Annotated in this window: 24 protein-coding genes; 8 read left to right on the top strand and 16 right to left on the bottom strand. The window is 59.7% G+C overall.

Features of this window, described 5'->3' with window-relative positions; translation table 11 throughout:
- Window positions 1–8 precede the first annotated feature (8 nt).
- The 4 genes from F1C58_RS04335 to F1C58_RS04320 all read left to right on the top strand — a co-directional run bounded on the left by F1C58_RS04335 (window position 9) and on the right by F1C58_RS04320 (window position 2,539).
- Window positions 9–353, top strand: a complete 345-nt coding sequence (locus F1C58_RS04335; protein ID WP_185202890.1) for a GntR family transcriptional regulator — start codon at window positions 9–11, stop codon at window positions 351–353.
- A 138-nt stretch (window positions 354–491) separates the two neighbouring features.
- Complete coding sequence (locus F1C58_RS04330; RefSeq protein WP_185202888.1) at window positions 492–845, top strand: PadR family transcriptional regulator; 354 nt, start codon at window positions 492–494, stop codon at window positions 843–845.
- Between the two features lie 26 nt (window positions 846–871).
- Complete coding sequence (locus F1C58_RS04325) at window positions 872–1,558, top strand: hypothetical protein (RefSeq protein WP_185202886.1); 687 nt, start codon at window positions 872–874, stop codon at window positions 1,556–1,558.
- Window positions 1,559–1,606: 48 nt separating this feature from the next.
- On the top strand, window positions 1,607–2,539 hold the full coding sequence (locus F1C58_RS04320; RefSeq protein ID WP_185202884.1) for a hypothetical protein: 933 nt from the start codon (window positions 1,607–1,609) through the stop codon (window positions 2,537–2,539).
- A gap of 831 nt (window positions 2,540–3,370) precedes the next feature.
- On the opposite strand, the gene F1C58_RS04315 is transcribed toward F1C58_RS04320, so the two are convergent.
- Window positions 3,371–3,631: a hypothetical protein gene (locus tag F1C58_RS04315; RefSeq protein ID WP_185202882.1), complete on the bottom strand. Its 261-nt coding sequence runs from the start codon at window positions 3,629–3,631 to the stop codon at window positions 3,371–3,373.
- A gap of 183 nt (window positions 3,632–3,814) precedes the next feature.
- The gene (locus F1C58_RS04310) at window positions 3,815–4,273 is read right to left on the bottom strand and encodes a MarR family winged helix-turn-helix transcriptional regulator (protein ID WP_185202880.1); all 459 of its coding nucleotides are present in this window, start codon (window positions 4,271–4,273) and stop codon (window positions 3,815–3,817) included.
- A 79-nt stretch (window positions 4,274–4,352) separates the two neighbouring features.
- On the opposite strand from F1C58_RS04310, the gene F1C58_RS04305 reads away from it, so the two are divergent.
- Complete coding sequence (locus F1C58_RS04305; RefSeq protein ID WP_185202878.1) at window positions 4,353–4,721, top strand: VOC family protein; 369 nt, start codon at window positions 4,353–4,355, stop codon at window positions 4,719–4,721.
- 68 nt (window positions 4,722–4,789) lie between these two features.
- Here the strand turns inward: F1C58_RS04305 and F1C58_RS04300 are convergent, their stop codons facing one another.
- The 4 genes from F1C58_RS04300 to F1C58_RS17080 form a co-directional block, all read right to left on the bottom strand.
- The gene (locus F1C58_RS04300; RefSeq protein WP_185201281.1) at window positions 4,790–6,073 is read right to left on the bottom strand and encodes an IS256 family transposase; all 1,284 of its coding nucleotides are present in this window, start codon (window positions 6,071–6,073) and stop codon (window positions 4,790–4,792) included.
- Between the two features lie 141 nt (window positions 6,074–6,214).
- The gene (locus tag F1C58_RS04295; RefSeq protein WP_185202876.1) at window positions 6,215–7,459 is read right to left on the bottom strand and encodes an IS256 family transposase; all 1,245 of its coding nucleotides are present in this window, start codon (window positions 7,457–7,459) and stop codon (window positions 6,215–6,217) included.
- 362 nt (window positions 7,460–7,821) lie between these two features.
- A complete protein-coding gene (locus tag F1C58_RS04290) occupies window positions 7,822–8,457 on the bottom strand; it encodes a nuclear transport factor 2 family protein (RefSeq protein ID WP_185202875.1) in 636 nt (211 codons plus the stop codon).
- A 134-nt stretch (window positions 8,458–8,591) separates the two neighbouring features.
- On the bottom strand, window positions 8,592–8,957 hold the full coding sequence (locus F1C58_RS17080; protein WP_370543699.1) for a MarR family winged helix-turn-helix transcriptional regulator: 366 nt from the start codon (window positions 8,955–8,957) through the stop codon (window positions 8,592–8,594).
- Between F1C58_RS17080 and F1C58_RS16945 the strand changes: the two genes are divergently transcribed.
- Complete coding sequence (locus F1C58_RS16945; protein ID WP_255461256.1) at window positions 8,880–9,056, top strand: hypothetical protein; 177 nt, start codon at window positions 8,880–8,882, stop codon at window positions 9,054–9,056. The two genes, F1C58_RS17080 and F1C58_RS16945, sit on opposite strands and share 78 nt — an antisense overlap.
- A 38-nt stretch (window positions 9,057–9,094) precedes the next feature.
- Here F1C58_RS16945 and F1C58_RS04280 read toward each other — a convergent pair whose 3' ends face one another.
- The 5 genes from F1C58_RS04280 to F1C58_RS04260 form a co-directional block, all read right to left on the bottom strand.
- The gene (locus F1C58_RS04280) at window positions 9,095–10,387 is read right to left on the bottom strand and encodes an IS256 family transposase (RefSeq protein ID WP_185201280.1); all 1,293 of its coding nucleotides are present in this window, start codon (window positions 10,385–10,387) and stop codon (window positions 9,095–9,097) included.
- Window positions 10,388–10,476: 89 nt separating this feature from the next.
- A complete protein-coding gene (locus tag F1C58_RS04275) occupies window positions 10,477–11,361 on the bottom strand; it encodes a sugar kinase (protein ID WP_185202871.1) in 885 nt (294 codons plus the stop codon).
- A 26-nt stretch (window positions 11,362–11,387) separates the two neighbouring features.
- A complete protein-coding gene (locus tag F1C58_RS04270; RefSeq protein WP_219732033.1) occupies window positions 11,388–12,014 on the bottom strand; it encodes a bifunctional 4-hydroxy-2-oxoglutarate aldolase/2-dehydro-3-deoxy-phosphogluconate aldolase in 627 nt (208 codons plus the stop codon).
- 229 nt (window positions 12,015–12,243) lie between these two features.
- On the bottom strand, window positions 12,244–13,107 hold the full coding sequence (locus tag F1C58_RS04265) for an MBL fold metallo-hydrolase (RefSeq protein ID WP_185202868.1): 864 nt from the start codon (window positions 13,105–13,107) through the stop codon (window positions 12,244–12,246).
- Between the two features lie 163 nt (window positions 13,108–13,270).
- Window positions 13,271–14,527: a mandelate racemase/muconate lactonizing enzyme family protein gene (locus F1C58_RS04260; RefSeq protein WP_185202866.1), complete on the bottom strand. Its 1,257-nt coding sequence runs from the start codon at window positions 14,525–14,527 to the stop codon at window positions 13,271–13,273.
- A gap of 134 nt (window positions 14,528–14,661) precedes the next feature.
- Here F1C58_RS04260 and F1C58_RS04255 point away from each other — a divergent pair, with 134 nt between their 5' ends.
- Window positions 14,662–15,417: an SDR family NAD(P)-dependent oxidoreductase gene (locus F1C58_RS04255; protein ID WP_219732032.1), complete on the top strand. Its 756-nt coding sequence runs from the start codon at window positions 14,662–14,664 to the stop codon at window positions 15,415–15,417.
- A 239-nt stretch (window positions 15,418–15,656) separates the two neighbouring features.
- On the opposite strand, the gene F1C58_RS04250 is transcribed toward F1C58_RS04255, so the two are convergent.
- The 5 genes from F1C58_RS04250 to F1C58_RS04230 all read right to left on the bottom strand — a co-directional run bounded on the left by F1C58_RS04250 (window position 15,657) and on the right by F1C58_RS04230 (window position 20,486).
- A complete protein-coding gene (locus F1C58_RS04250; protein ID WP_185202862.1) occupies window positions 15,657–16,430 on the bottom strand; it encodes a FadR/GntR family transcriptional regulator in 774 nt (257 codons plus the stop codon).
- Window positions 16,431–16,800: 370 nt separating this feature from the next.
- Window positions 16,801–17,211, bottom strand: a complete 411-nt coding sequence (locus F1C58_RS17075; RefSeq protein WP_370543688.1) for a nuclear transport factor 2 family protein — start codon at window positions 17,209–17,211, stop codon at window positions 16,801–16,803.
- A 59-nt stretch (window positions 17,212–17,270) separates the two neighbouring features.
- A complete protein-coding gene (locus tag F1C58_RS04240; protein WP_219732031.1) occupies window positions 17,271–18,044 on the bottom strand; it encodes a carbohydrate ABC transporter permease in 774 nt (257 codons plus the stop codon).
- A 41-nt stretch (window positions 18,045–18,085) separates the two neighbouring features.
- Window positions 18,086–19,042, bottom strand: coding sequence for a carbohydrate ABC transporter permease (locus F1C58_RS04235; RefSeq protein ID WP_255461254.1), 957 nt, complete (start codon window positions 19,040–19,042; stop codon window positions 18,086–18,088).
- A 55-nt stretch (window positions 19,043–19,097) separates the two neighbouring features.
- Window positions 19,098–20,486, bottom strand: coding sequence for an ABC transporter substrate-binding protein (locus F1C58_RS04230; protein WP_185202856.1), 1,389 nt, complete (start codon window positions 20,484–20,486; stop codon window positions 19,098–19,100).
- Window positions 20,487–20,752: 266 nt separating this feature from the next.
- Here F1C58_RS04230 and F1C58_RS04225 point away from each other — a divergent pair, with 266 nt between their 5' ends.
- A complete protein-coding gene (locus tag F1C58_RS04225; protein WP_185202854.1) occupies window positions 20,753–22,951 on the top strand; it encodes an alpha-amylase family glycosyl hydrolase in 2,199 nt (732 codons plus the stop codon).
- Window positions 22,952–22,956: the final 5 nt, after the last annotated feature.

The following is a 22,956-nucleotide window of genomic DNA, read 5'->3' as shown; positions in this document are numbered from 1 at the left end:
CGAGCCCGATGCCCGCGTTCGAGCAGATCCGCTCGCAACTTGCGACCTTGATCTTCCTCGGAACGCTCCCGTCCGAAGTACGACTCCCACCTGTCCGCCAACTCGCGACCGACCTTCGAGTCGCCCCGGGAACCGTCGCACGTGCATACGCGATGCTCGAATCCGAAGGACTCGTGACCACCGGGGGGCGCGCTGGTACCAAAGTCAGCGTGCAAGCAGACAACTTCCCAGAAGTGCTTGACTCAGCAATCGACTTCGTAGAAACAGCTCGCGCACGCCACCTCGACCTCGACCGTACGATTCTCGCACTTCAAGCAGCCTGGAAAGCAAGCGAAAACCCCCCGATCAAATGACCCGGCATGCCGATGCACAGGGACTTGGAATCCGTTCATGAATACCAAGGGCACCCCGCCCACCGATCGGCACCCACCCTTCGCATAAGCGTCGAGACATAGGTTGACTTAAGGAAGCTATCTTCCTATTCTTTTACCATGGCTAGGAGAAAATCAGGGACGATCCTTGCGTTCGAATACGAAATATTGTCAGCCGGTCTGGATGTTCAAGCCGCTGAGGGTTCCTTCTACGGTTTCGCTCTGGCGGAGGCGCTTTCGAACGCGGGAGGCAGCCGGGGGCTGACCTCGCACGGCACCCTATACAAAGCCTTATCGCGAATGGCGGAAGCCGGCTTGTTGGAGGCCTCGTGGGAAGCGCCGGAAAAGGCTGAACTCGCCGGTCGGCCCCGGCGTCGGCTCTACACGGTGACGGGTGCCGGGGCCCTTGCCCTCGAGCAGAGACGAGCGCCTGTCGAGGTTCTGTCGCCGAAGTCGAGGACGTCGCTCGCATGAGTGCTCGCAGGCGAATTGATGCTGCTATGAGCTTCGTCGCACGGTGGGTTGACGTCTACACGGGAGGGCTTCCCCCGGAGATCTCCGCTGTGAGGCGAGACGAAATTGTTTCTGATCTGTGGGAGCAGTCCGCCACCATGACGGCCGACCCTGGATCGGAAGTGGAGGTGGCGAGATCAATTCGGAGCCGCGCGATCCGCGGAGCGTTTCAAGACCTGCTGTGGCGCGACCAGGAGATGCGTCGGTTCAGAGCGTTCCGCTCGACCACGATGACGCCACAGGAAAGACGGTCGACACATCGCCTGTCGTGGGTGTTGTACGCGGCTGCGACGTTCGTGACAACAATTGGTCTGGTCGCTGCGGAGCGAGCAGCAACCAACCTCTCGATCAATGCCCAACCAGGAGCTAGCTTCCCGATCCTCGCCAGTTCCGTATTGGCCTTCGTCGCGCTCGGCCTACTACTTCGCACAGCAACGCGAGCCGCTGGCGTTGGACTTCTCGCTATATCGGCATGGTCATTGAATTGGTTTCTCCTCGCAGGTTCCTCAAGTCTGAGCGCCAACTTCGGAACGCTGCTCTGGAAAGCCTCCGTGATCATTTCGATTCCCGCTGTCTTGATCATCGGCACTGTGCTCCTGCCATTGATATTCACAGCACTCATCGCAGTCGTCCTTCGGAGACTGCACCGAATAGAGCAGCCGCCCTCGCCCTAGACCGCCGAAGCAAAATCGTCCCACCACATCTCACACGGAGGTTAGATCATGCTCATATCACTGCGCCGCAAATCAGTAATCGCGGCCGGAATCGGTCTACTGATTGCACTTTCCGGATGCGCGCCGGTCCCACCGAAACCCGATGCTCCACTCCGAGAAAGCAACGCGTCGCTGTTGGCGACGCACCAACTCGCTGATCCACTCGCCGCCTACGCTCAGGACCCCACCGTCCTCATCACCGTTCAGCGTGCGGTGGATGTTCTCAGCACGCACTGCATGAAGCACTTCGGCAACTTCACTGTCAAGCCAGCAAATTACAACGACCTTGCCGCGAGCTTTGTTGAGGGAGACAGCCGCCTCTACGGAATCACCGACCCCATAGTGGCCGCTCAGTATGGATATTTGCCGGCGACGATTCCACTCGTCCCGGATCCCCCCGAGGAGACAACGGACGAATTCCGGCTCATCTACTTGGGGCTGAGGCGCGGACAGAACCCGGCACAAGTCAGCGACACCCAATCGCCAGGCACAGCGCGAGGAAAGCAGATCCCGGCTGGTGGGTGTCTCGGAAACGCCCGCAAGGCGATTACGGGTGAGATCACGGGACGTCCGCAGGGCCAAGCCAGCCTCGGCTTCGAACTCGACGTAACCGCATGGGCCGAAGCCTGGACCGACCCCGAAACCACTCGGGCCAAATCCGACTGGTCGAACTGCATGGCCGCCCACGGGTACCGCATGTTCGACCCGCTCAACGATGCCCCAACCCGCGCAGCGGGACCCGCATCCAAATCAGAAATACAGCAGGCACTGACCGATATCTCCTGCAAGAAGTCCACCAACTTCATCAGCCGAGCGAACACCGTCAACGCGAGGCTCGCCCAACAAGCTCTGCTCACCAACACGATGGCGCTCCAGCCGTCTAAAAAATTCAACGAGGAAGCACTCCAGAACGCGCAAGCAGCCCTAATCGGCACCCCCTGACAGCGCCAACATCGGAACCGACGTCAAAGGAGTCAACCATGTCCATCATTGATCCCAGCGCAATCGAGCTACCCCCTACACAGCCCATCGACATGACCTCGCTAATCACCGACCTTCTGAAAACCGCGCCATCGCGGCCCGAATGAGCGCACAGGTGGCCAGGCGTAAGGGGTAAGTCGCTTTAGGCATGATCAACCTCCAGCGACCCGGAGGTGGCTTCAAAAAGAAATTGTCCGACCGAGTCTGGAAGCCGAACGATGAACGACACGTTGTCATGGTGGGAGCGCTCGTCCAGCGAGACCCGCGAAGGTCTTTGCGCGCGAACTCCTTCGAGAGGGCGTTCCTGGGCTTACTCTCCGAGAGTGGCAATACGAAAACCGTCGAAAATGCGTTCAAAACTCGGCTCTCGCGAACAGGTTGCAATCATTGTCTCTGCAGTCGCCATCGTCGCCGCCTGGGTCCTAATCTGGGCCCTAGGAGATACGACGGACAACAGCAACTGCGACGTCTACTGCGGACCTTTGCCAGGAGGATTGGGCAACGTCTCAGTCGTTATTGCGCTATCGAGCACCATTTGGATACTCGCCGTAATTCTCGACTTCGTAGTTTTGATCGTCGGGCGGTCGCGTCTCTTGGCTGGCCTCCTGCTATTTGCGCTCTTCGCATTCCCAGCGCTGACGCTCGTCCTTGACGGTTGGCTCAGCAGAACCTCCTGAAATGATTCCCTCAAATAGGCCCGTAGCGGGAACGGCAAGTGGACGGGGAACTTTCGCGAGTATTCCCAAACGGCCGACACGCGGTCGCGGCTCCCGACGAAGTGAGGAGGCAAATCTACAGCCCGCGTTTTCCCTCCCAAAGCCCGACGAGGAACATCACTATGCCGACGGCGACGAGCCCAAGCCCGATGAAAAACATGATCGGTTCGCGGGACACCCCGCCTGTGAGTGCTCCCACGTTTCTCACGACAAGGATGAGCCCCACGAGGAACGCAACAACCGGCAGAACGAGTCGGGAACCACCAACACCGTACTTGTACCGCCTAAAGCGTCGAGGCTCCTGCTCCCCATTCGGACTGTTGTCATCAATGAACATGATTGAACGATCCACCGGGTTCGCTCTCGCTGCAACCCCCTGCAGCCTGACCCTAAGCGGGACCCTCACCGACGCAGTTCGAGAGCAAAACCTGCTGTTGCTTCCCGAAGCTCCTGGTGTGTCAGAAGCGGAACCTTCACCGCTCGTCGAATAGCTCGACCTCAGTTTGCGAACCTGAGCGATTTACGCACCCTCGTTGTTGCCGCGCAAGGAGTGGATCATGCTCTGCAGGACCCTGAACGCATCCGACTGCTCGTCCTGCATCATGCCGCCCAGCATCCTGGCCTCGACGGATCGGACAGCAACCGTCGCCCTCGCCAGGCTCCGTCGACCGCGGGGCGTGAGCCGTGTGGGAAGGACTTTCCCAGTTGGCGCCTCCGCCGGCCTGGTCACATAGCCGTCTCGTTCCAAGGCTTGCAGAAGCACGCTCATCGACTGCCGGGTCACGAACGCTCCTCGCGCGAGGTCGGAATTCGATAAGCCCGGGCGTTGTGCGAGCAACTCGAGGCAGGAATAGTGTGTCACGGTCATCCCGAGCGGCCGCAGCACTGCCTCCATCGCAGTGCGAAGAGCGCTGGAGGCCTCCTTGAGTAGGTAGCCCAGTGATGTTTCCAGGTCGATACCGGCTCCGTCTTGACTCACGTCAGAATTCTGACATAGATTGTCACGTGTCAGAAAACTGACACGCAGCGCAATTTGCAGATCTTGAAGGAGCATCACCATGCCCGCCACCGGCCCCGACTTCATCTCCCTCCAGACTCGCGACCTCGACGCGTCGCAGGGGTTCTACGAGAAATACCTCGGCCTCGTCCGCTCGCAGGCGGGCCCTCCTCATGCCGTCGTCTTCGAGACGACGCCAATCGCGTTCGCACTGCGAGACGTCGTTCCCGGCACCGATCTGGCATCTGTCGGTCAGCCGGGCATCGGCGCGGCGATCTGGCTCCACGCCACCGACGTCCAGGCCATTCATGACGCTCTCGTCGCCGACGGCCACACCATCGTTTCGGCTCCGATCGACGGCCCATTTGGTCACACGTTTACTTTCGCCGACCTCGACGGCTACCAGGTAACCCTCCACGACCGCGCTTAAGACCGCGAACGACCTCGCACTGCAGCCTTCGGGTCTGTCTCGTTAACGGTGTTTCCGGCGGTTTTCATTTAGTAGGTTTCCGCGGCCGGCCAGCGGTCTTGGAAGGTGATGGCGAACGCGTTCAGCGCGGGCTTCCAGCGCATCGTCCATCGGGCTCGTCCCGCGCCTGTCGGGTCGAGTGATCTGGTGACAAGATACAGGCACTTCAGCGCGGCCTGCTCGGTGGGGAAATGACCGCGTGCTCGCACCGCCCGCCGGTATCGGGCGTTCAGGGATTCGATCGCGTTGGTGCTGCAGATCACGCGGCGAATTTCTTCGTCGTAGTCCAGGAACGGGATGAACTCCTCCCACGCGGACTCCCACAATCTGGTGATGGCACCGTATCGTTTGCCCCATTTCTGGGTCAGCTCCTCGAGCGCCGTCCGCGCGGCCGTCGGGTTCGGTGCCGTATAGATCGGCTTCACATCCCGTTTGAGGGCGTCCCAGTCTTTCTTCGACGCGAGTTTGAAGGTGTTGCGGATCAGATGGATGATGCAGGTCTGCACCGTCGTCAACGGCCACACATTTGAGACAACATCTGGCAGGCCTTTCAGCCCGTCGCAGACGAGGAAGAAGGTGTCCGTCACGCCCCGGTTCTTGATGTCCGTCAGGACACTCATCCAGAACTTCGCCCCCTCACCCCCGGTTCCAGCCCACAAGCCCAGAACCTCCTTCTCACCCTCCAGGCTCACCCCGATCGCCGCATAGATGGGCCTGTTGGCTACTTGCCCGTCACGAATCTTCACCACGATGGCATCGATGAAGATCGCCGCGTAGACGCCGTCCAGCGGACGGTGAGACCATTCGTTCATCTCCTCCGACACCTTGTCGGTGATCCTGGAGATCGTCTCCTTCGATACCTGGGCGTCATAGATCTGCGCGAAGTGCGCACTGATCTCCCCGGTCGTTAACCCGTGGGCATACAGCGAGAGGACCATCTCGTCGACCCCGGTCAGGCGCCGTTGGCGTTTCCGCACAATGACGGGCTCAAAAGTTCCGTCCCGATCCCTCGGCACATCGATTTGGACATGCCCGGTCGCCTCGGTCAACACCGTCTTGGGTCTTGTTCCGTTGCGAACGTTCGAGGACTCACGTTCGGGCTCTGCCCGGTTCTTGTCGTGACCGAGGTGTTCGGTCATTTCCTCATTCAACGCCGTTTCCAGCACGGTCTTGGTGAATTGCTTCAGCAACCCGTCGGGCCCGGTCAGGGACAAGCCCTGCTCCCTCGCCAGACGCACCAGCTCGACCGCCGCAGCCTCCTCAGCAGACGGCTCAGATTTCTTCGATTTCACATCATCAAGTGTCGTCATCATCACGGCACCTTCCCCGCTGAAACTTCGTTCAGCGCGTCAGGCCGGAAACACCGTTTAATACACAGTCCCCAGCCTTCGCCAGTTGGCGACCGTGGTCAAGTCCCAGGTAGTGGTGTAGCCGGTTTTCCTTCGAGCTAAGGATTATGCGCTGAGGGCCAGTTCTGGTTCGGTCACCTCGCTTCCGGTGTCGGGGACGAGGGTGAGGCGGGATTTGGCGAGGATGTCGAGGCCGAGGTAGCGGCGGCCTTCGGCCCATTCATCGGTCTGTTCGGCGAGGACGGCGCCGACGAGGCGGGTGATCGCGTCTCTGTTGGGGAAGATCCCAACGCTGTCGGTGCGGCGACGGATTTCTCTGTTGAGGCGCTCGTTGGGGTTGTTCGACCAGATCTGCTGCCAGAGTCCTTCGGGGAAGGTGGTGAACGCGAGGATGTCCGCTCTGGCGTTGTCGAGGTGTTCGTGGGCGTCGGGGAGTTTCCCGTCGACGTAGTCCAAGAGCCGGTCGAATTGGGCGTGAACGGCGTCAGCGTCGGGTTGGTCGTAAACGGAGTGGAGCATCGCTTTCACGGCCGGCCAAAGACTCTTCGGGGTCACACTCATCAGGTTCGCGGCGTAGTGGGTGCGGCAGCGTTGCCAGCTCGCTCCGGGCAGGTTCGCAGCGATCGCTTCGACCAGGCCGCGGTGGGCGTCGGAGGTGACGAGTCGGACTCCGGTCAGGCCGCGTGCAACGAGATCGGCGAAGAACGTGTTCCATGCCGGGCCGGTCTCCGAGGTGGCGACTTTGAGGCCGAGGACTTCGCGGCGCCCGTCGGCGTTGACCCCGGTCGCGACGAGCACGACCGCGTTGATGACCCGGCCACCCTCCCGGACCTTCATGGTCAACGCGTCGGCGGCGACGAACGTGAACGGGCCCGCATCCCCCAACGGACGGTGACGGAACTCGTTCACGTGCTCGTCGAGCTCCGCGGCCATCCGAGACACCTGCGATTTCGATAACGAGTGGATCCCGAGCGTCTTGACGAGCTTGTCCATGCGGCGGGTCGAAACGCCGGCGAGGTAGCAGTCCGCGACGACCGTGATCAGCGCAGTCTCGGCCCGTTTGCGGCGCTCGAGGAGCCATTCCGGGAAATACGTTCCCGAGCGTAGCTTCGGGATAGCGACGTCGATCGTCCCGGCCCGGGTATCGAGGTCACGATGCCGGTAACCGTTCCGTTGGGCGGTGCGATCGGGGCTGGCCTTGCCCCACTCGGCACCAATCACCGCGTCGGCATCCGCCGAGAGCAGCGCATTGATCATGGTTTGCAGCAGGCTGCGCATCAGATCGGGGGACGCATCGGTGAGGGCTTCGCCAAGAAGGCGTGCAGGGTCGACAATATGTGGAGCGGTCATCGTGATGATGCCTTTCGAGTAGAGGTAAGAGACTTCTCGAAGGTCTCACACGGTGACCGCGCTTACGTCTCGCGACGAGCCGGCCACCAGGAGTTACACCACTTTATGGGGCACTACTGCGACCGTGAGCGGGAAGGTAAGCATGCACTATTTCGCGGAGCTCCCGCACACGGATTGAGGGCCGCATCTGGACCTCGAGGAGAGCCCGCAAGCGGAACGTCAGAGGGACGCTCGCGTCGCGGTGACAGCTTCGATTTCGATGAGTTGGTCGTCGTATCCAAGTTGGGTGCTCGGTGGAAGGGGTGGAGAGGCCCGCCAATTCTTGAGGTCCCGGAGTCCGCTCGATGATGTTCCGGTTGGCCTCAGGCGTTCAGCCACTCCTTGAGGTCCGCGTAGAACTTATCGAGTTCTTCCGGCCGATCGATACCAAGTTGATTCTGATCTGCGGCTAGGCCTTGGTTGGTCATGTACCAGGCGAAGATCGCATAGGAACTGCGGAATCCGGCGAGCTCCTCGGCGGGGATCGATATTGACACACCGGGGACCACGGGCGAGACGCTCGAGTACTCATAGATCGCGTTGAATTTCAAGATTCGCCATTCTTCTCCGCGTCGCTCAAGCCGATAGTTGAGTCGAACGTGAGCGTCGAAGTTGCAGCTGATGCCGTTAATTTCGCCTTGCGACCAGGTCTCAGCCCCGGCCTCGACGTGCGCACGCGTCCCATTGACGTGGGCCACTGGTGCGTACATGTGGTGGAGCGGACGAGACCCCGCGTCGTGCATGCGCTGTGAACCGGTGATGAATCCGGCTGGCTCACCGTCATACCACTGGAGCGAGACGTTGCCGTCGGGCCAATAACTAGCGCTCATCTGATCCCACCAGCCGTGGTCGCGCGCCTGTCGCTCGTAGAGGACGACCTCTGAGACGGTCTGGATGTCGCCGGCAGCAGCTTTCAGCTGTGAAAGTTCCGTCGCGAGGCTGAAATCCTTGCTTGTCACAATGTGCTCCATATCTTGTTTCGGGCTATTGGGCGGACTTGCCGTTCAGGTGGATTGTGTGTGGAGAAGTCGATATGCGACGTCCAGTGGGAGGGCGAGCTGGGGTAAGTAACCGCACCGAAGCATCAGCCCTGCTACTCATGGCGCGACCCCTTATCGCGCTCTCCCGCGTCATGTGGCAGGGGATCTGGGGTCCGACCGGGACCCCAGAGTCGGGTCAGGATGTAGTGGAGACGGTCAAGGTCGGGCAGGCCAATGGTTTGTCCGACTTCGGCCTCGAGGGCCGCGAGTCGGGCGACCGCGCGTAGACGGCGCGCGTTGCCATGGGCGGTCAGCACGACCAATCGATCGCGGCGTGAGACTGGGTCCGGCACGGTGTTCACCACTCCCGCGTCGGTGAGCTCACGAACGACGGTGTGCACGTGTTGACGGCTGACTCCCATCGATCGAGCGACATCGGCGGGTCGGCTGCCGGCGGGATCGAGGTGGGAGAGAACGATCGCGGCCGCTGGGCTGAGACGGCGTTCACCGACCACGGCCGCGTCGTCGTTCAGCTGATCCATGAACCACCGGAATCCCTCGCGGAGCAGCACCGCTAGCGGGGGTCTGTCAGATTTCTTGTGTAACTGGTCATCGGCTAGTTGAGTCCTAGGCGGTCGCCGTAGGTCATTGCGAGGGTGTTAAGAATAGCTTTCCACCCGTTGATCTCGCCTGTCGGATTGGCCCGGTTGTGGCGTCGTTCGATGATCGCGAGATACATCACTTTCAGTGCGGATTGTTCGTTGGGGAAGTGGCCGCGACGCCTGGTCGCGGCTCTGAATCTCGCGTTCAACGACTCGATCCCGTTTGTCGTATAGATGAGCTTCCTGATCTCTAACGGGTAGTCGAGAAACGGGGTGAACTCACCCCACGACCGCCGCCACATCGCGATCATCGCCGGGTAGATGGGTTCCCATTCCTTCGCAAACTCGTCGAAGCGTTGCTCTGCCGCCTTCACCGTCGGCGCCTGGTAGACCTGCTTCAACCTCTCCGCGATCGGTTTCCAATACTTCCTGGACGCGAACCGCAGGCTGTTGCGCACCAAATGCACGACACAGGTTTGAACGGTCGCCATCGGCCAGGTCGCGAGGATCGAGTCCGGCAGGCCCTTCAGCCCGTCACAACAGACGAACAGGACATCGGCGACGCCGCGGTTCTTCAGCTCGGTGAGCATGTTCATCCATTGCTTCGATCCCTCACCACCGGTCGGTCCAACCCACATGCCCAGCACGTCGCGATGGCCATCAAGATCGATTCCGAGCGCCACATACACGGGTCGGTTGCCGACCTGCCCATCCCGAACCTTCATCACGATCGCGTCGATGAGGATCACTGGATACACCGGATCCAGGGGCCTTGCCTGCCACACCTCCATGTCGGCCACGACCCGGTCGGTGACTTTCGACACCAGCTCCCGGGAGATATCTTGCCCATACACGTCGGAGAGGTGGGCCTGGATATCGCCGGTCGTGAGCCCTTTCGCATATAGCGAGACGACGGCCTCATCGAAGCCCGCGATGCGACGCTGATATTTCGGCACGATCGCCGGCTCGAAAGTTCCCTGCCGATCCCTCGGAATCTGGACCGTCACTTCACCGATCTCGGTCCGCAACGTTTTCGGCGTCGACCCGTTCCTCGAGTTCTGCCCGTTGCGGCCGTCGAAGTCGTGCTTGTCATAACCCAGATGGTCAGACATCTCGACCTCAAGAGCTGTCTGCAACACCTGCCGGGTCAACCCCGTCAGGAGCCCATTCGGCCCAGTCAACTCGATGCCCTGCCCCTTAGCCGACTCGACGAGCTCCGCCGCTAACGCGGCGAAATCGGTCTCCGCCGGCAACGGCCGGCCCGTCTCAGGATCAAAGCGAAGATGCTTCTGAATATCTCTGCTCATGCGTCATTGTTCCCATCCCACAGCTCCCAGCCGCGGATGTCACGCCGAACCAATTACACAAGATTTCTTACAGACCCGACGATCGGTTCTCATTTGCCTGACTTGTTGCGCGATATGATCGCGCCTGGATGCTGGATCACCCTTCCGGCAAGGCGGTGAGCTTTGCCGACAGACTTTTCCACGGAATGGCCAAGGATACGTCCGAGCAGGTAGGCAGCGTTGAAGGAGTCGCCAGCTCCAGTGGTGTCCACGGGGTGCGCTTGCAACGTTGTAGGGAAATGGTGAGTGCTTCCGTGTGCATAAACGAGACAGTCGCCCGCCCCGTCTTTAACGACCACCTCTCGAACACCGCCCTGACGGTAGCGGTCGATCACGCTCTGCCCCGTGGAGCCGCAGTGAAGCATCTGCTCGTCCGATAGCGAGGGAAGTGCGATGTCTGTGACCGCGATCGATCGGTCGACCGCTTGGACCGCCTCTGTGACGTTCGCCCACCCGCGCGCGCGATAGTTGCTGTCAAAAGCGACGGTCGTGCCTGAAGCTCGCGCGGCGCCGAGCGCGTCCCATAAAAATTCCCGTGCCTGCGGTGCCAGCATTTGCAGAGTGATCGCCGAGAAGTAGACCATGTCAAAGGAGGCAAAGAAAGAGTCAGCGGACGGCAGGGGCACATCAAGAAATAGGCGCCGCACTGGCGATGCTTCACGATAATAGGTGAAGGTACGCTCCCCTACCTTGTCAGTACTCACCAAGTAGAGTGAGGGGGACGCGTTCGCGATGCGGAGCGCATCAACGATCAGGCCCTCGGATCGCATCGCCGTAAGTTGCGTCTCGCTGAGCCAATCATCCCCCGTCGCCGTCACGTAATGCACCTCGGCACCCCCGTGGGCCGCCCGGTGGAGATAGACGGCGGTGTTGTACGTGTCCCCTGCAAAGCCCATCCGAAATGTTGCGTCGGGGTTTTGCGTGAACTCAACCATGCATTCACCGACAGCCGCGATACGAATCATGAGGGGCACAGCTTCAGCTGCACAGCCAGTTCGCCGATGGCAGCATCGAGGTCCGGCGCGGATGAGAGATCGCTACCCAAACCCACGGCGGCGGCCCCACTGGCAAGCCAGCGGCCAACTTCAGAGATTCGGACGCCTCCAGTCGGCATGATCATCGCGGTGGGCATAATTGCGGTCAGCGATTTGAGGTAAGCGATTCCACCCAAATGCGCTGGGAACAGCTTGCACAGTCCGTAGGCGGCTGACGCTGCAACTTCGGCCGGTGTGATACCGCCGCCGACGAAAAGCCTGCCGGCATCCCGCGCCACTCGTCGCGCTTCCGGGGCCGGGTACGGACTCACTAGAAATGACGCGCCAAGCTCGCACGCGGCGTCCGCATTCTCGGCGTTCGTAACGGTACCCAGACCGATCACAGCAGTCGGGTTCTCCGACACCAGAGTGCCGAGCAGCTCTCGCCATCCGGGGGTCGTAGTTGTCAGCTCGATTACCGATAGACCAGCAGCGATGAGCTGCGAGCAGTTTTCTTGAGCTGCATCGACGCTTGTCATCCGAACTACAGGTACTACTTTCTGCCTCAGGATGCGTGCGGTCGCCTCGTCAGGACGAAGAGAAGCCTCAGTCACGATGTTCCCCTTCGACTTTCTTGTGACCAGCGCGCTGCGACGGCCTGATGCCTTTCGATGCGACGTCGACGAGCTTTGTAATCGGTGAGGGCGGGCGGCGCACTCTCCGAATCGAACTCGAGAGGAACACTAGTGCAATCCATCAGCGTGTCAATCTCGCTTAATAATGCTGTCCAGTGTTCTGGGCTCAACGCGACAACACCGGTCACACAGTTCTGTCTGGAAAAGGTCACTCAGCTCGGCCGGCTGCTCTGGTTATGAGAATCTTCTCCCCAACTTCTGCGACTTGAAAGGTCAGATTGACCGATACGGCAGCGACCCGAAAGCGCGCCAAGGCGTCTAAATCCACATTCTGCGCGAACATGTCGTAGTGCATCGGGATCGTGGTTACTGCACCGACGTGCCAAGCGAGTTCAGTGGCCTCCTCCGCGGTGAGGTTACCCGCAAATCCCATACCCGATCGCGTCTTGTCGCGCCCGTTGATCGGCACGGCCAGCAGATCAATCGGCTCGGCGGATAGGATCTCACGCACCCGGATGTCGTCTAGCAAGTCTCCAAGATGCGCCACAGTCACTTCGCCGTCGCTGATCAAAAAACCCTGATAAGGATTCCCGTTTTCGTCCTCGAAGTCTTCGTGCGGCACAGCGAATCCGGTCACCGTCAGAGCACCGATCACAATGGGTTTGCCCGGAACTGACGACTGGATGCGCGACGGCGACCAGCCGAGTCCTTCGAGTTCCTGTCGGCAGGCAGGCGGCGCCACCACACTAGCGTTCGCATTTCCGCGTCCGAGCGCGCGCACGGTGGGGGCTTCCAGATGATCCGGATGATTATGTGTACAAATCAACAGATCGAGAATGTCGAGCTCGGCCGGATCGAGCGGACTCCTCGTGAGACGGCGATGATCGAAAGGAAAGCCGAGAATCGCCTCGCAGTGATTTCCTAAATAGGGGTCGATGGCGATGACCGCTGTCGGAAATTTCAAGATGAAGCCAGCCTGGCCGAGCCGCCACGCCGCGAGCGACCCCGGAAGAACGGCGGTGGAGGCAATCTCGGCGAGCAAGGGTTCGCCGACGAGAAGGGGCTCAATCATGGGGCACCAACAAAGCATGATGGCGAAGCCGTTGCTCGAATGTCTGGCGTGGTCGTCTGACTAATGATCAGATAGACGTTCGACCGTGGAACGAGGTCATGTTGTCTGCAGTGCTTCTGCTCCGTCGAAGAAAGCAAGATCGGAGTACCCTTCCCCGCGAGCATCAGCGGTCAAGTCGGGTGAGGCGCCGCCGGGTGCCGGGGTGCGCGAGAATCTCCGGCCGCAGGGTGACACCATGGCCCGCGGCGGGTGACGGGGTGATGAAGCCTTTGGTGATCTCAGGTATCCCGTCGCTGACTTCCCCGTACCACCCGTGATAAAAGGCGCGAGCCACCTCTTGCACGAATCCGTTGGGGATCGCAGTGACGACGTGGGTGGCGACTGCCAAGGCCACCGGACCGGTGCAGTCGTGGGGTGCGATGGGAACACCGTATTGCTCGGCGAGGGCAGCAGTTTTCATCGCCTGGGTAATTCCTCCGCTCCACCCGATGTCGACGATCGCGACATCGGCCGCGCTCGCATCCAGGAGGGGCTTGTAAGAGTTGTAGCCTGCTCCGAGATTTTCACCGACCGCGATCGGCACACCGGTGGCGGAGCGGAGCCGTGCGAGCACCCCGAACTGATCGGGCCGCACCGGGTCTTCGGCCCAGGTCACGTCGTAGGGACGAATCGCGTTCAGTACGCGTTCGGCGCCGCTGGGCTGCCAGAGCGAGTGCAGTTCGACGTAGAGGTCCATGTCAGAGCCAACAGCATCGCGGATACGATCGAGGACGCTGAGCCCGAAACGCAGGTCGGCCCGGTGGTCGCCGTTCGAATCCTCGGCGGCAAGATCGAATGGCCAGACCTTCATGCCCTGGTAGCCCTCGTCCCGCAAGTCCCGCGCCAGTCCGCCAGGATCGGTTAGGAAGCGGGCCAGATCTTCATATCGCTCATTCTCGGAACCCGGCTTCACCCCCCAATTGGTGGAAGACTGACGAGATTCTGCCCGAACGTAATCGTTACCCGCGCAGGTGTTGTAGACCGCGATCGAGTCGACGACCGGTCCGCCAAGCATCGAGCGGAGGGGAAGCCCGGCACGGCGGGCCGCCAGGTCCCAGAGCGCAATATCGATCGCAGAATTTCCGCGGACTTCGGCACCGGAACCCGAATATCCAACATAGCTAGCCAGGCGGCGCGCGACAGCAGCGGGCGATGGGTCACCGACACCGGGCAGTGCCAGCGAAGCCGTTTCATGGATATAGCTCTCCACGCTTGAAGCCCCGTAAAATGTCTCGCCGAGACCGACGCTGCCATCGGCCGCGTGCACCAGCACAAACAGCACGTTCGACTGCTGTGCGATCCGAACCGTTTCCACCGCAACGAGCCGCACCGAGGCTCGCTCGGCAACGTAGGTCTGGTGCTGGCTTACAACGGTCGTCATTGTCTCCCCATACCATTCACCAATGAATACCGATCTAGATCGGGAGATCCGGTCTGATTGGTATTACCAGTATTATCGTGCCAGAGACTTACTCACCCGTCAACTCTCAGGGACTCGGCGAAAAGGAGACACTCATGGCTAATCTTGCACCGAAGTTCGCCCTCGTCACCGGCGGGGCAGGGGATATCGGTGGGGCCATCGTCGCGCGGTTGTCGGCTGATGGCTTCACAACAACGATCGTCGACACCATCGATGAACCTGCGGGTGCGGCCAGGGCTCGCGCTCTCAGCGTCAATGCGCCGGTCACTTTCTGCCGGGCCAGCACCACCTCGCGCCAGGCTCTCACTGCCCTGATAGCGACGCTCCCCCGGCTTGATCTTGCTGTGATGTGTGCTGGAACGGTGAGCGCGCAGCCTTTTCTCGACATCGACGATGCGGCCTGGCAACTTCAGCTCGACGTCAACCTGACCGGCTCGTTCCTGGCCGCTCAGATCGCAGCGCGCCGGATGCGGAAGGATGCGAGTCGTGGCCACCTCATCTTCATCAGCTCCTGGGTGGCGTCGCGGCCGTGGCCCGAAATCGCTGCGTACAGTTCCAGCAAAGCCGGGATCGACCAATTGATGCGACAAGCGGCACTGGAACTGGCACCGCACGGCATCCGCTCTAACTCGGTTGCTCCCGGCATCGTCATGGCCGGACTCGCGAAGACACAATTCGAGACCGAGCCGCAGTATGCGGCCAGAGCGTCACGCTCTATTCCTCTCGGCGCGCCCCAGACTGCCGACCAGATCGCAGACGCCGTCGGGTTCCTTGCGTCCCCTGCGGCGGCGACGATGACCGGCAGCATCCTTACTGTCGATGCCGGATCAACTCTCGGCACGCTGGCCTGAACGCCGTCGATGCCGACCAGGCGCCAGCGGCGTCACCGGTGGGGATCACCCGATCCCCACCGGCGAATCTACGGACCAGACCAGCTAGCTTCGCTTTGGTGCTCCTGCATCGCGATGGGATATCCGTCCGGCCCGAACACGGAAACTGACATTGGGGAGCTGGTCGGGATCGTTCCGTCGTGGATGAGCTTCGGCGAGATTCTGAGCGGCGCCGGAGGGCAACCGAATGGTCGATGGTTTTATGCCGAGACATTTTTGGTCGCAGCCGTCGAAAGTGGGGCGGCGGATTTCAGTCCCCTGGCTTCCACGACATCACTGATGGGTTGGTCGAGGTCCGGCCCGAACAGTTCGAGCGCGAGTTCGAGATGTTCCTTCATTAGGCTCCGCGCCTCGTCGGCGCGTCCGTCAGCGAGGGCATCCACGATGTGTTGGTGGATCGGATCTCCCAAGCTGTGCACTGTCGGATCGCTGTGTGAGCGCAACATGAGTGCATGCACCTGCGATCGGATAGCACCAAACATCAGCATGAGGACGGGATTGCCTGATGCCGCTACGATACTCTCGTGGAATTCTAGATCGGTCTGAGCCATCTCCGACACATTGACGGCGCGCGTATGGGTGGCAAGTTTCTCCCGGACGAGGGAGGTTGGCCGCTCCGTGCGGCGGGCCGCCAATTCGACAGCTGCGCACTCCAAAGCAACTCGGGCAATCACCAGGTCGCGGGCAGTGATGCCTGCGCGGGTCGCGGCTCGGGTAAGCACGCTCGAGAGGTCGTCGACCGCGACTGCTCGGACGAATGATCCACGACCCGGGTGGATATCGATGAACCCGCGTTCAACCAGACCGGTGAGCACTTCCCGAATCACCGGTCGGCTCACACCGTAGGCGATGCAAAACTGACGCTCGGAAGGGAGTTGGTCGCCCGGACTCCACGCCGCTTGCATTATTCGGTGTTCCAGGTCGTTGGAGATATCGTTTTTGCGTGCCGGGACTGCGAGTTCGCTAATGAACACAATGACCTCCTGTTATCGGTTCCGGCTTTCTAGCGACGAGTTGCACCGCAACTGCAACGGTGACCGCTCTCATCCTCGGCCACCCCGGGGCTTCCCGAAACTGTGTGGATTAGGAATGCTGGACTGTCCGGTAGTACCAGATTAGTGTTGCGGGTCGATCCGGAGATATTGGAGCTCATTCTCGCTCCGTTGCTCCCCGGCCCATTTCGCCATCGCAGACCCCGCTCCCCGCCCCAGTTCGCCGTCGCAGACACCGCTCCCCCAGCGGCAAGTCCCACCACCTTTGTACCGCAGTCCCCTCATGGGATAAAGCGCAAAACTGGCATCGACAGGGTCGCTCAGTTAACCAATCGGAACAGTTTCTAGCACGTCAGGTGAATTCAACCGAGCCGAAGGTGTCGAAATATTCGCGCCAACTCGCGATTCTGCCTTCGTGTAGCTCCACAATGATCGCATCGGTAGTAGTCCCTGTGGCCCCGTCAGATTTTCTAGTGACTTGCCATGTCCATTCAATTGCCAACCATTCGCCGTCGGCGGAGCCGAAGAGGGAGAGTATTTCTATGTGAAGGTCCCGGAAAGATCGATGCCACGTCTCAACGACCGCCGCAAGCGCACCGGACTCCTCTCGAACTCCTCTGGGCGCTGTGAGGACTCCCTCAGCCCGCCAGTCAGCCGACCCTCTCGCCGTGTCACTGTTTGTTTCCCAGAAAGAGATTTGACGCCGCACAAGATCGAGTTGTTGCGCGGTGTACACGCCTTTAGGTACGCACTCTGACAACATTAAACGTCGTTTCCTTTGATTTGCGCCTCGCGATGTTAGACCTCCGGTCCAGCGACGCGTTACCCCTTCACGGCTCCCTGGAGCATGCCGGAAATGATTTTCCGTTGCAGGACGATGTACACGACGATGACGGGGATGGTGATGATCAAAGCCCCGGCAGCCAGCCCTTGAATATCGGTCGACCTTTGCCCCACAAATAGACCGAGACCTGCGGGCGCGGTTTGAAGCTCCGGGCTCTGAAGAATGACGAGCGCGAGCAGAAATTCATTCCAACTCCAAATGAAGAACAACGCTGCAAGAGTGGTTATCGCAGGTGTTGCCAATGGAAGCAGTACGCGGCTCAAAATTCCTAAGGGCGTTGCCCCGTCTAGCTTCGCTGCTTCTACGAGAGCGCGAGGGGTGGACAGGAAGAAGGCCCGCATCCAGAAGGTTCCGAAGGAGATGAACAGCGCAATTTCCGGGAGGATGACGCCCAGGTAGTTGTCGGTGAGTCCTACTCCTCGAAGGTTGTAATAGAGAGGTGCGATGGTTGCTTCATAGGGCATCACCAGTCCGATGAGGAGTGCGTAGAAGATGATGTTGGAGCCGCGAAATTTCATGATGCCGAACGCGTATCCGGCCAGTACAGAGATACCTACTGCAATCGGCACCACACCCAGGGCGACGATGGCGGATGACCCCATGAGGGTAGCGAAGGATCCGGTTGTCCAGGCGTTCGAAAAGTTTGACCATTGGGGGTTGGTCGGCCAGGTCAGGCCAGCGATGAAACTTCCTGAGGGTTGAAGTGCGACTGACAGGATGCTGAGCAGGGGAATGATGACGATCGCGCTCATCACTAGGAGGAATCCGTAGGATCCGATATTTCTCAAAGCTTTCATGATTGTTCCTCGCGCAGTAGTCGAGTTATGGCGAACACCACGGCAAAGATGATCAAGGTCAGCAGGACTGCGATGGTGGACGCAGCCCCCACCTCCCCGGCGCGAAATGCCAAGCGGTAGATCTCTGTGCCGGGCACGATGGTCGAGGTCCCCGGCCCTCCCCCGGTGGTGACGTAGACGAGGTCAAAGCTGCGCAGTGCGGCGATGATGGTGATCGTCACGGCAACAGAGAGTTCTTGTCGGAGCCCGGGGAATGTGACGCTGAGGAACTCGCGGATGGGTCCGGCGCCGTCTACTTTCGCGGCATCGTAAAGTTCACCATCAATTTTTCCGATGCCTGCGAGGAACAACACCATACACAGTCCGGACATCACCCAGGTTCCGATGATGGCGATGAACGGCAGCGCCCAGGTGAAGTCTCCGAGCCACGCGGTTGTGGTGCGGATGCCGACCAGCTGTAGAAGCTGGTTGACGGTGCCGTTGTCGGCGTACATCCAACGCCACGCGACTCCGACCACCACCATCGAAATTACTTGCGGAAGGAAAAGTATTGTTCTGAATGCCGCAAGCCCTCTCAGTTTTTGCCTGCTGAGCATCGCCGCCAGAACCATCCCCAAAAATACGGGGAGGGCGCAAAACGTGATCACGAAGATCAGGGAGTGGGTGAACGCTTGAAGGAGTTGCGGATTGCGGAGGGCCGCGACGTAGTTGGCGATCCCTACCCACTTTCCGAGCGACACCCCATCCCATTCGAAAAACGACAACCAGAGGGTTTGCAGCAAAGGACCGATGACAAACACCGCGGTAAACAAAATCGCAGGACCTACGAAGAGATAGGGAATGCTCGGTGGGCCTCCCAGCTGACTTCGTTTCTTCGCGCTTGCCTTCTGCTTCGCCCACAGACCAGCAACCGCAGGGTTACTGGGCCGTCGGGCTGCAAGGGTGCTTGGCACTGTGCGTGTCCTTACGCTGGTGGGGATTCAGCCTGGGTGGAAAAAACCGCCGTGGTCATTGGTGTGCTCGAACCCATTCGCTTTGCACGGTAGTGATGAGATTCTTCGACGTAATCTTTCCCGCCATCAGCTCTTGGATGGCCGGGAAAAGCGTGTCGCCCATGTTGGTGGTGGCCCAGTCCAGATAGAGAGTGAGTCCGTCATCGGCCAGGACCTTGCTCCACACGGTGTTGAACTCTTTTTGCAGCGGGCTCGCATCGGCCGGGGTCTGACCTTTGGAAGTGAGCGGGGCGTAACCACCTGCAGTGAGTATTTTTGCCGCCGCCGGGGCTGTCATGTAGTCAATAAAGTTCGCTGCGACATCAGGATTTTTGGATTTTGAGCTGATTCCGTATGGTGACGTGGTGGCTCCGGTCGCTCGTAGCGGCTGACCTGTTTTGGCGGGCGGGAAGGCGGTGAAGCCGACGTTGTCGCCCATTTGATCAGAGAGCTGGGTCACGTTCCAATTGCCGCTTATCGAGAAGACTCCGGTTCCTTTAGCGAATCGGGACAGAGAGTCGTCCATGCTGATGCCGTTAGCGGCAGGATCGATGTACTGCTTTGCGGACCAGGACGCCATAGTTTCGGTTGCTCTTTGAATGCCAGCAGAATCGAATGTGGCGCCGGCTTTGCCATAAATCCAACCCAACATTTTCTGCTGCGGCTCGTACTGAGAAATAAGAGTGGACAGGATGTGGTTAGCCGGCCATTGGTCGGAATTGCCCAGTGCAATCGGGATATCTCCGGCGGCTTTCGCAGTGCTCAACGCTTTTTCAAAGTCTGCGACATTTGCGAACGGAACTGTGATCCCGAGCCGCGTTATGGCGTTCTTATTGTAGAAAATTCCCGCCATATTGCCGCCGAGCGCCATGCCGTAAAGTTTGCCGGTGCCGAAGCTTTTGGCATCTGGTTGAAATCTGGCTTCGTCGAGGAGTCCTGCTTTGAAACGACTCGCCCAACCGTATGCTTTGGCATAGTCGTCGAGGGGGCGAAGAAGTCCAGCTTTCACCAGCGGTCCAGTCATAACGTACGCCTGGCCGACTTCAGCGATGTCTGGCGCTGAGGCGGAAGACATGGTGAGTTTGATTCTCTTGCCGTAGTCGTTGAAAGAGGTGTACGCGATTTTGACGGTCACATTCGGGTGCAACTTCTCATATCCCTTGACCAGTTGGTCGATGGCTGTCGCACCGCCACCTGTCTCGTAATGACTCAAGGTCAAGGTAATTTTCTTATCAGCCGGCACCGCCGTACTGATTGCTCCTTGGTTTGAGGTGGTTCCGGCCTGAACTCCCGGTGCACAGGCCGTCAGAGCCAGGCTCGCAGCAACGACCATCGACGCCACTGCGCCCAGGCGCCCGTGCTGTCGTTTGACCAATGGATGCTGTTGGAAAAAAACGTGGCGCATTGCGATTCTCCTTTGAATGCGGAATATGTGGCCTGCGGACTGTCTGGTAAGGCCAGATTAGGAGGAGGATTTTCGGAAGTCAAGACTTGCGGTAAGACCAGTATGTCCGGTAAAGATAATGGGTGTGAGGCGCTGCCTGACGTAACTGCTGTCGAGAGGTCTGCCCCGTGAAAGACATATCCACCCCCGTCATTCTCACTTCGGAATTTTCGGGCCTGTGTTTGGAGCTCGATTCAGTCTCTGGCGCCCCGCGCCGACTATGGGACGTGAGCGCTCCAGATTTAGCGGTCGTGTTCGAATGTTCCATCACAATCGTCGCGGGAGGAACGGAACACCGCGGTTCGACCGGAGGATTGGAGTATCGCTCTACCTCTGCCGTGTCATTGGCCGGACCGCTGGAACAGATTCGCGGGCGCGTTGAACTGAGCGCTCGAGTGTTCGAGGTCCCGGTGGGTACCTCCGATTCCTCCTCCTGGACAGCATGCTGGCGATACGAATTTCGCCAGCACTCCCCTCGAATCGCAATCAGTTTGCAGATTTTTGCCGAAACCAACGACGCAGTTGCCCGGAATGTTCACATCGATCTGGGAGCGGTGTTGACCGAACGGGATATCTGGCACGTTCACTCCCCTGGCAACCAGCTGCGCACCAACCTGCCTCTGAGAGATCTCACCCATTCGGCTGCTATCTCCCCCGCCGCCGGCCTGAAAGGCTCGATTGGGCTGGTGGCATTTGACCGGACTGATATTCCTTTCACCTGCGTAGTCTGGCCTCTGTCCGTCACGGAGATCGGCGACATCTCCGTATTGCCGACTGAAGTGGGGGCGTCTGTTCACTGGCAGACGGATGTGGCAGGGCAACCAGGTGAGGGCGCAGCGCTTTCCTGTTCAACGCTGTTCCTAGATTTAGTCGCGAATTCATTCCAGACATACCTCTCTTCAGTACCAGCAGCTTTGGCCAGGATGGGGATTACCTCACCAAATGCCGTTCCGGCGTGGGCTGCGGAGGCAAATATCTACGAAGTGCAAATCGGATTCTCCGTCTTCGACGGAGGCTTCCAATACTCCCCGTACCCCACCGCAGAGGACTTATTGGCAGATTTGGACCGGATCCAATCCCTCGGCTACAACACGCTGCAGATCATGCCGCGCCAGCCCTACCCGAGTTACAACGTTCACGATTTCGACGACATCACCACCAGCTACGGGGACGAGAAGGTTCTCCGTGCGCTGATAGTTGATGCCCATTCGCGCGGCATGAAAGTCATTGTCGACATTCTTTTGCACGGGGTTATCGATGGCGAGTCAGTACGACAGGCGATCGACGCGATCCGGTCCGGACCCTACGCGAATCGTCTGGATGAGGACCAGTTGGACAACTTCTCCTTAGACGTGTCCGAGGACGAAAGCTATTTGATCGCCTGGAGTCGTCATCTCATCGACTTCGAACAATATTGGATCGGCGGTTCCCCGGAACATCACCCGCTCATCGATCAGCATCCGGAATGGTTCTGCCGCGACTCGGAGGGCAACGTTACCGGCATCTACACCAAAGCATTTGACGTCGCACATCCCGGATGGCAACGCTATTTCATCGACAGTGCGCTGAGTCTTGTCACCCGGCTCGACATCGATGGATTCCGATTCGACGCACCAACGTACAACTACTTCAGCAATTGGTCCGGCCGCACAAGAGAGAACGCCGCCGTCTCCACTATGGGTTGCCTCCCCTTGTTCGATCAACTCCGCGTCGAACTGAAGGCTCTGAAACCAGAGGCCCTGCTCTACACCGAGCCGTCGGGCGTCCTGCATCGTCAGGCGATGGACCTGAACTACAACTACGACGAGCATTGGCTAATCGGTGCTGTAATGATGAACGGGGCAGGGAATACGCAATGGGTGCGCAACGCGCGCGAGCTTGGTCAATGGTGGGAAGAAAAAGACGCAAGTCTCCCTATTGGATCTATGACAGCTCACCACATCGACAGCCACGACACGTTCTGGTGGCCCCTCCCGGGCCGCAAATGGCGGCGTGAGCAATTCGGATCTGCAGCCACCGCCGCATGGATGACAGTCTTCGCCCTCAGCGGCGGCCCCTATATGACCTTCGTCGGCGGTGAAGTCTCGATCGAAGGCCAGGTACGCGCTATCAACCGGGTAAGGAGGGAACATCCTGAGTTCGTTCTGGGGATTTCGGACTACAGCGCTATTTCCTGCGACGACGAGCACGTCTACTCCGTCGTCCGCCGCGGGGCCACCCAGACGGGACTTTGCCTGGTGAACCTGAGCGAGAACGATCGGACAGTGCTTTGCGTACTGCAGGAAAACGTCATCGGTGATCCGGTATCGACTGTCACAACCCGCAGCCTGCTGGATGATTCGGTTGTGGTTTGGACGAGACAAGACGGTGGCTGGATTACCACAATCACTTTGGCGGCGTATCAGTCCTGCATTTTGTCGTTGTGAACAAT

It is taken from the genome of Glaciihabitans sp. INWT7, from assembly GCF_014217685.1.
Lineage (GTDB): Bacteria > Actinomycetota > Actinomycetes > Actinomycetales > Microbacteriaceae > Lacisediminihabitans.
The sequence above is the reverse complement of the archived record's forward strand: the minus strand, read 5'-3'. Positions and strand labels throughout refer to the sequence as shown.

Bases quoted from the DNA above. Each gene is read 5' to 3' on its own strand.
- F1C58_RS04335 (WP_185202890.1), top strand. From the start codon at position 9: ATGCCCGCGTTCGAGCAGATCCGCTCGCAACTTGCGACCTTGATCTTC.
- F1C58_RS04330 (WP_185202888.1), top strand. From the start codon at position 492: ATGGCTAGGAGAAAATCAGGGACGATCCTTGCGTTCGAATACGAAATA.
- F1C58_RS04325 (WP_185202886.1), top strand. From the start codon at position 872: ATGAGCTTCGTCGCACGGTGGGTTGACGTCTACACGGGAGGGCTTCCC.
- F1C58_RS04320 (WP_185202884.1), top strand. From the start codon at position 1,607: ATGCTCATATCACTGCGCCGCAAATCAGTAATCGCGGCCGGAATCGGT.
- F1C58_RS04315 (WP_185202882.1), bottom strand. From the start codon at position 3,631: ATGTTCATTGATGACAACAGTCCGAATGGGGAGCAGGAGCCTCGACGC.
- F1C58_RS04305 (WP_185202878.1), top strand. From the start codon at position 4,353: ATGCCCGCCACCGGCCCCGACTTCATCTCCCTCCAGACTCGCGACCTC.
- F1C58_RS04300 (WP_185201281.1), bottom strand. From the start codon at position 6,073: ATGATGACGACACTTGATGATGTGAAATCGAAGAAATCTGAGCCGTCT.
- F1C58_RS04295 (WP_185202876.1), bottom strand. From the start codon at position 7,459: ATGACCGCTCCACATATTGTCGACCCTGCACGCCTTCTTGGCGAAGCC.
- F1C58_RS04280 (WP_185201280.1), bottom strand. From the start codon at position 10,387: ATGAGCAGAGATATTCAGAAGCATCTTCGCTTTGATCCTGAGACGGGC.
- F1C58_RS04275 (WP_185202871.1), bottom strand. From the start codon at position 11,361: ATGGTTGAGTTCACGCAAAACCCCGACGCAACATTTCGGATGGGCTTT.
- F1C58_RS04265 (WP_185202868.1), bottom strand. From the start codon at position 13,107: ATGATTGAGCCCCTTCTCGTCGGCGAACCCTTGCTCGCCGAGATTGCC.
- F1C58_RS04260 (WP_185202866.1), bottom strand. From the start codon at position 14,527: ATGACGACCGTTGTAAGCCAGCACCAGACCTACGTTGCCGAGCGAGCC.
- F1C58_RS04255 (WP_219732032.1), top strand. From the start codon at position 14,662: ATGGCTAATCTTGCACCGAAGTTCGCCCTCGTCACCGGCGGGGCAGGG.
- F1C58_RS17075 (WP_370543688.1), bottom strand. From the start codon at position 17,211: ATGTTGTCAGAGTGCGTACCTAAAGGCGTGTACACCGCGCAACAACTC.
- F1C58_RS04240 (WP_219732031.1), bottom strand. From the start codon at position 18,044: ATGAGCGCGATCGTCATCATTCCCCTGCTCAGCATCCTGTCAGTCGCA.
- F1C58_RS04230 (WP_185202856.1), bottom strand. From the start codon at position 20,486: ATGCGCCACGTTTTTTTCCAACAGCATCCATTGGTCAAACGACAGCAC.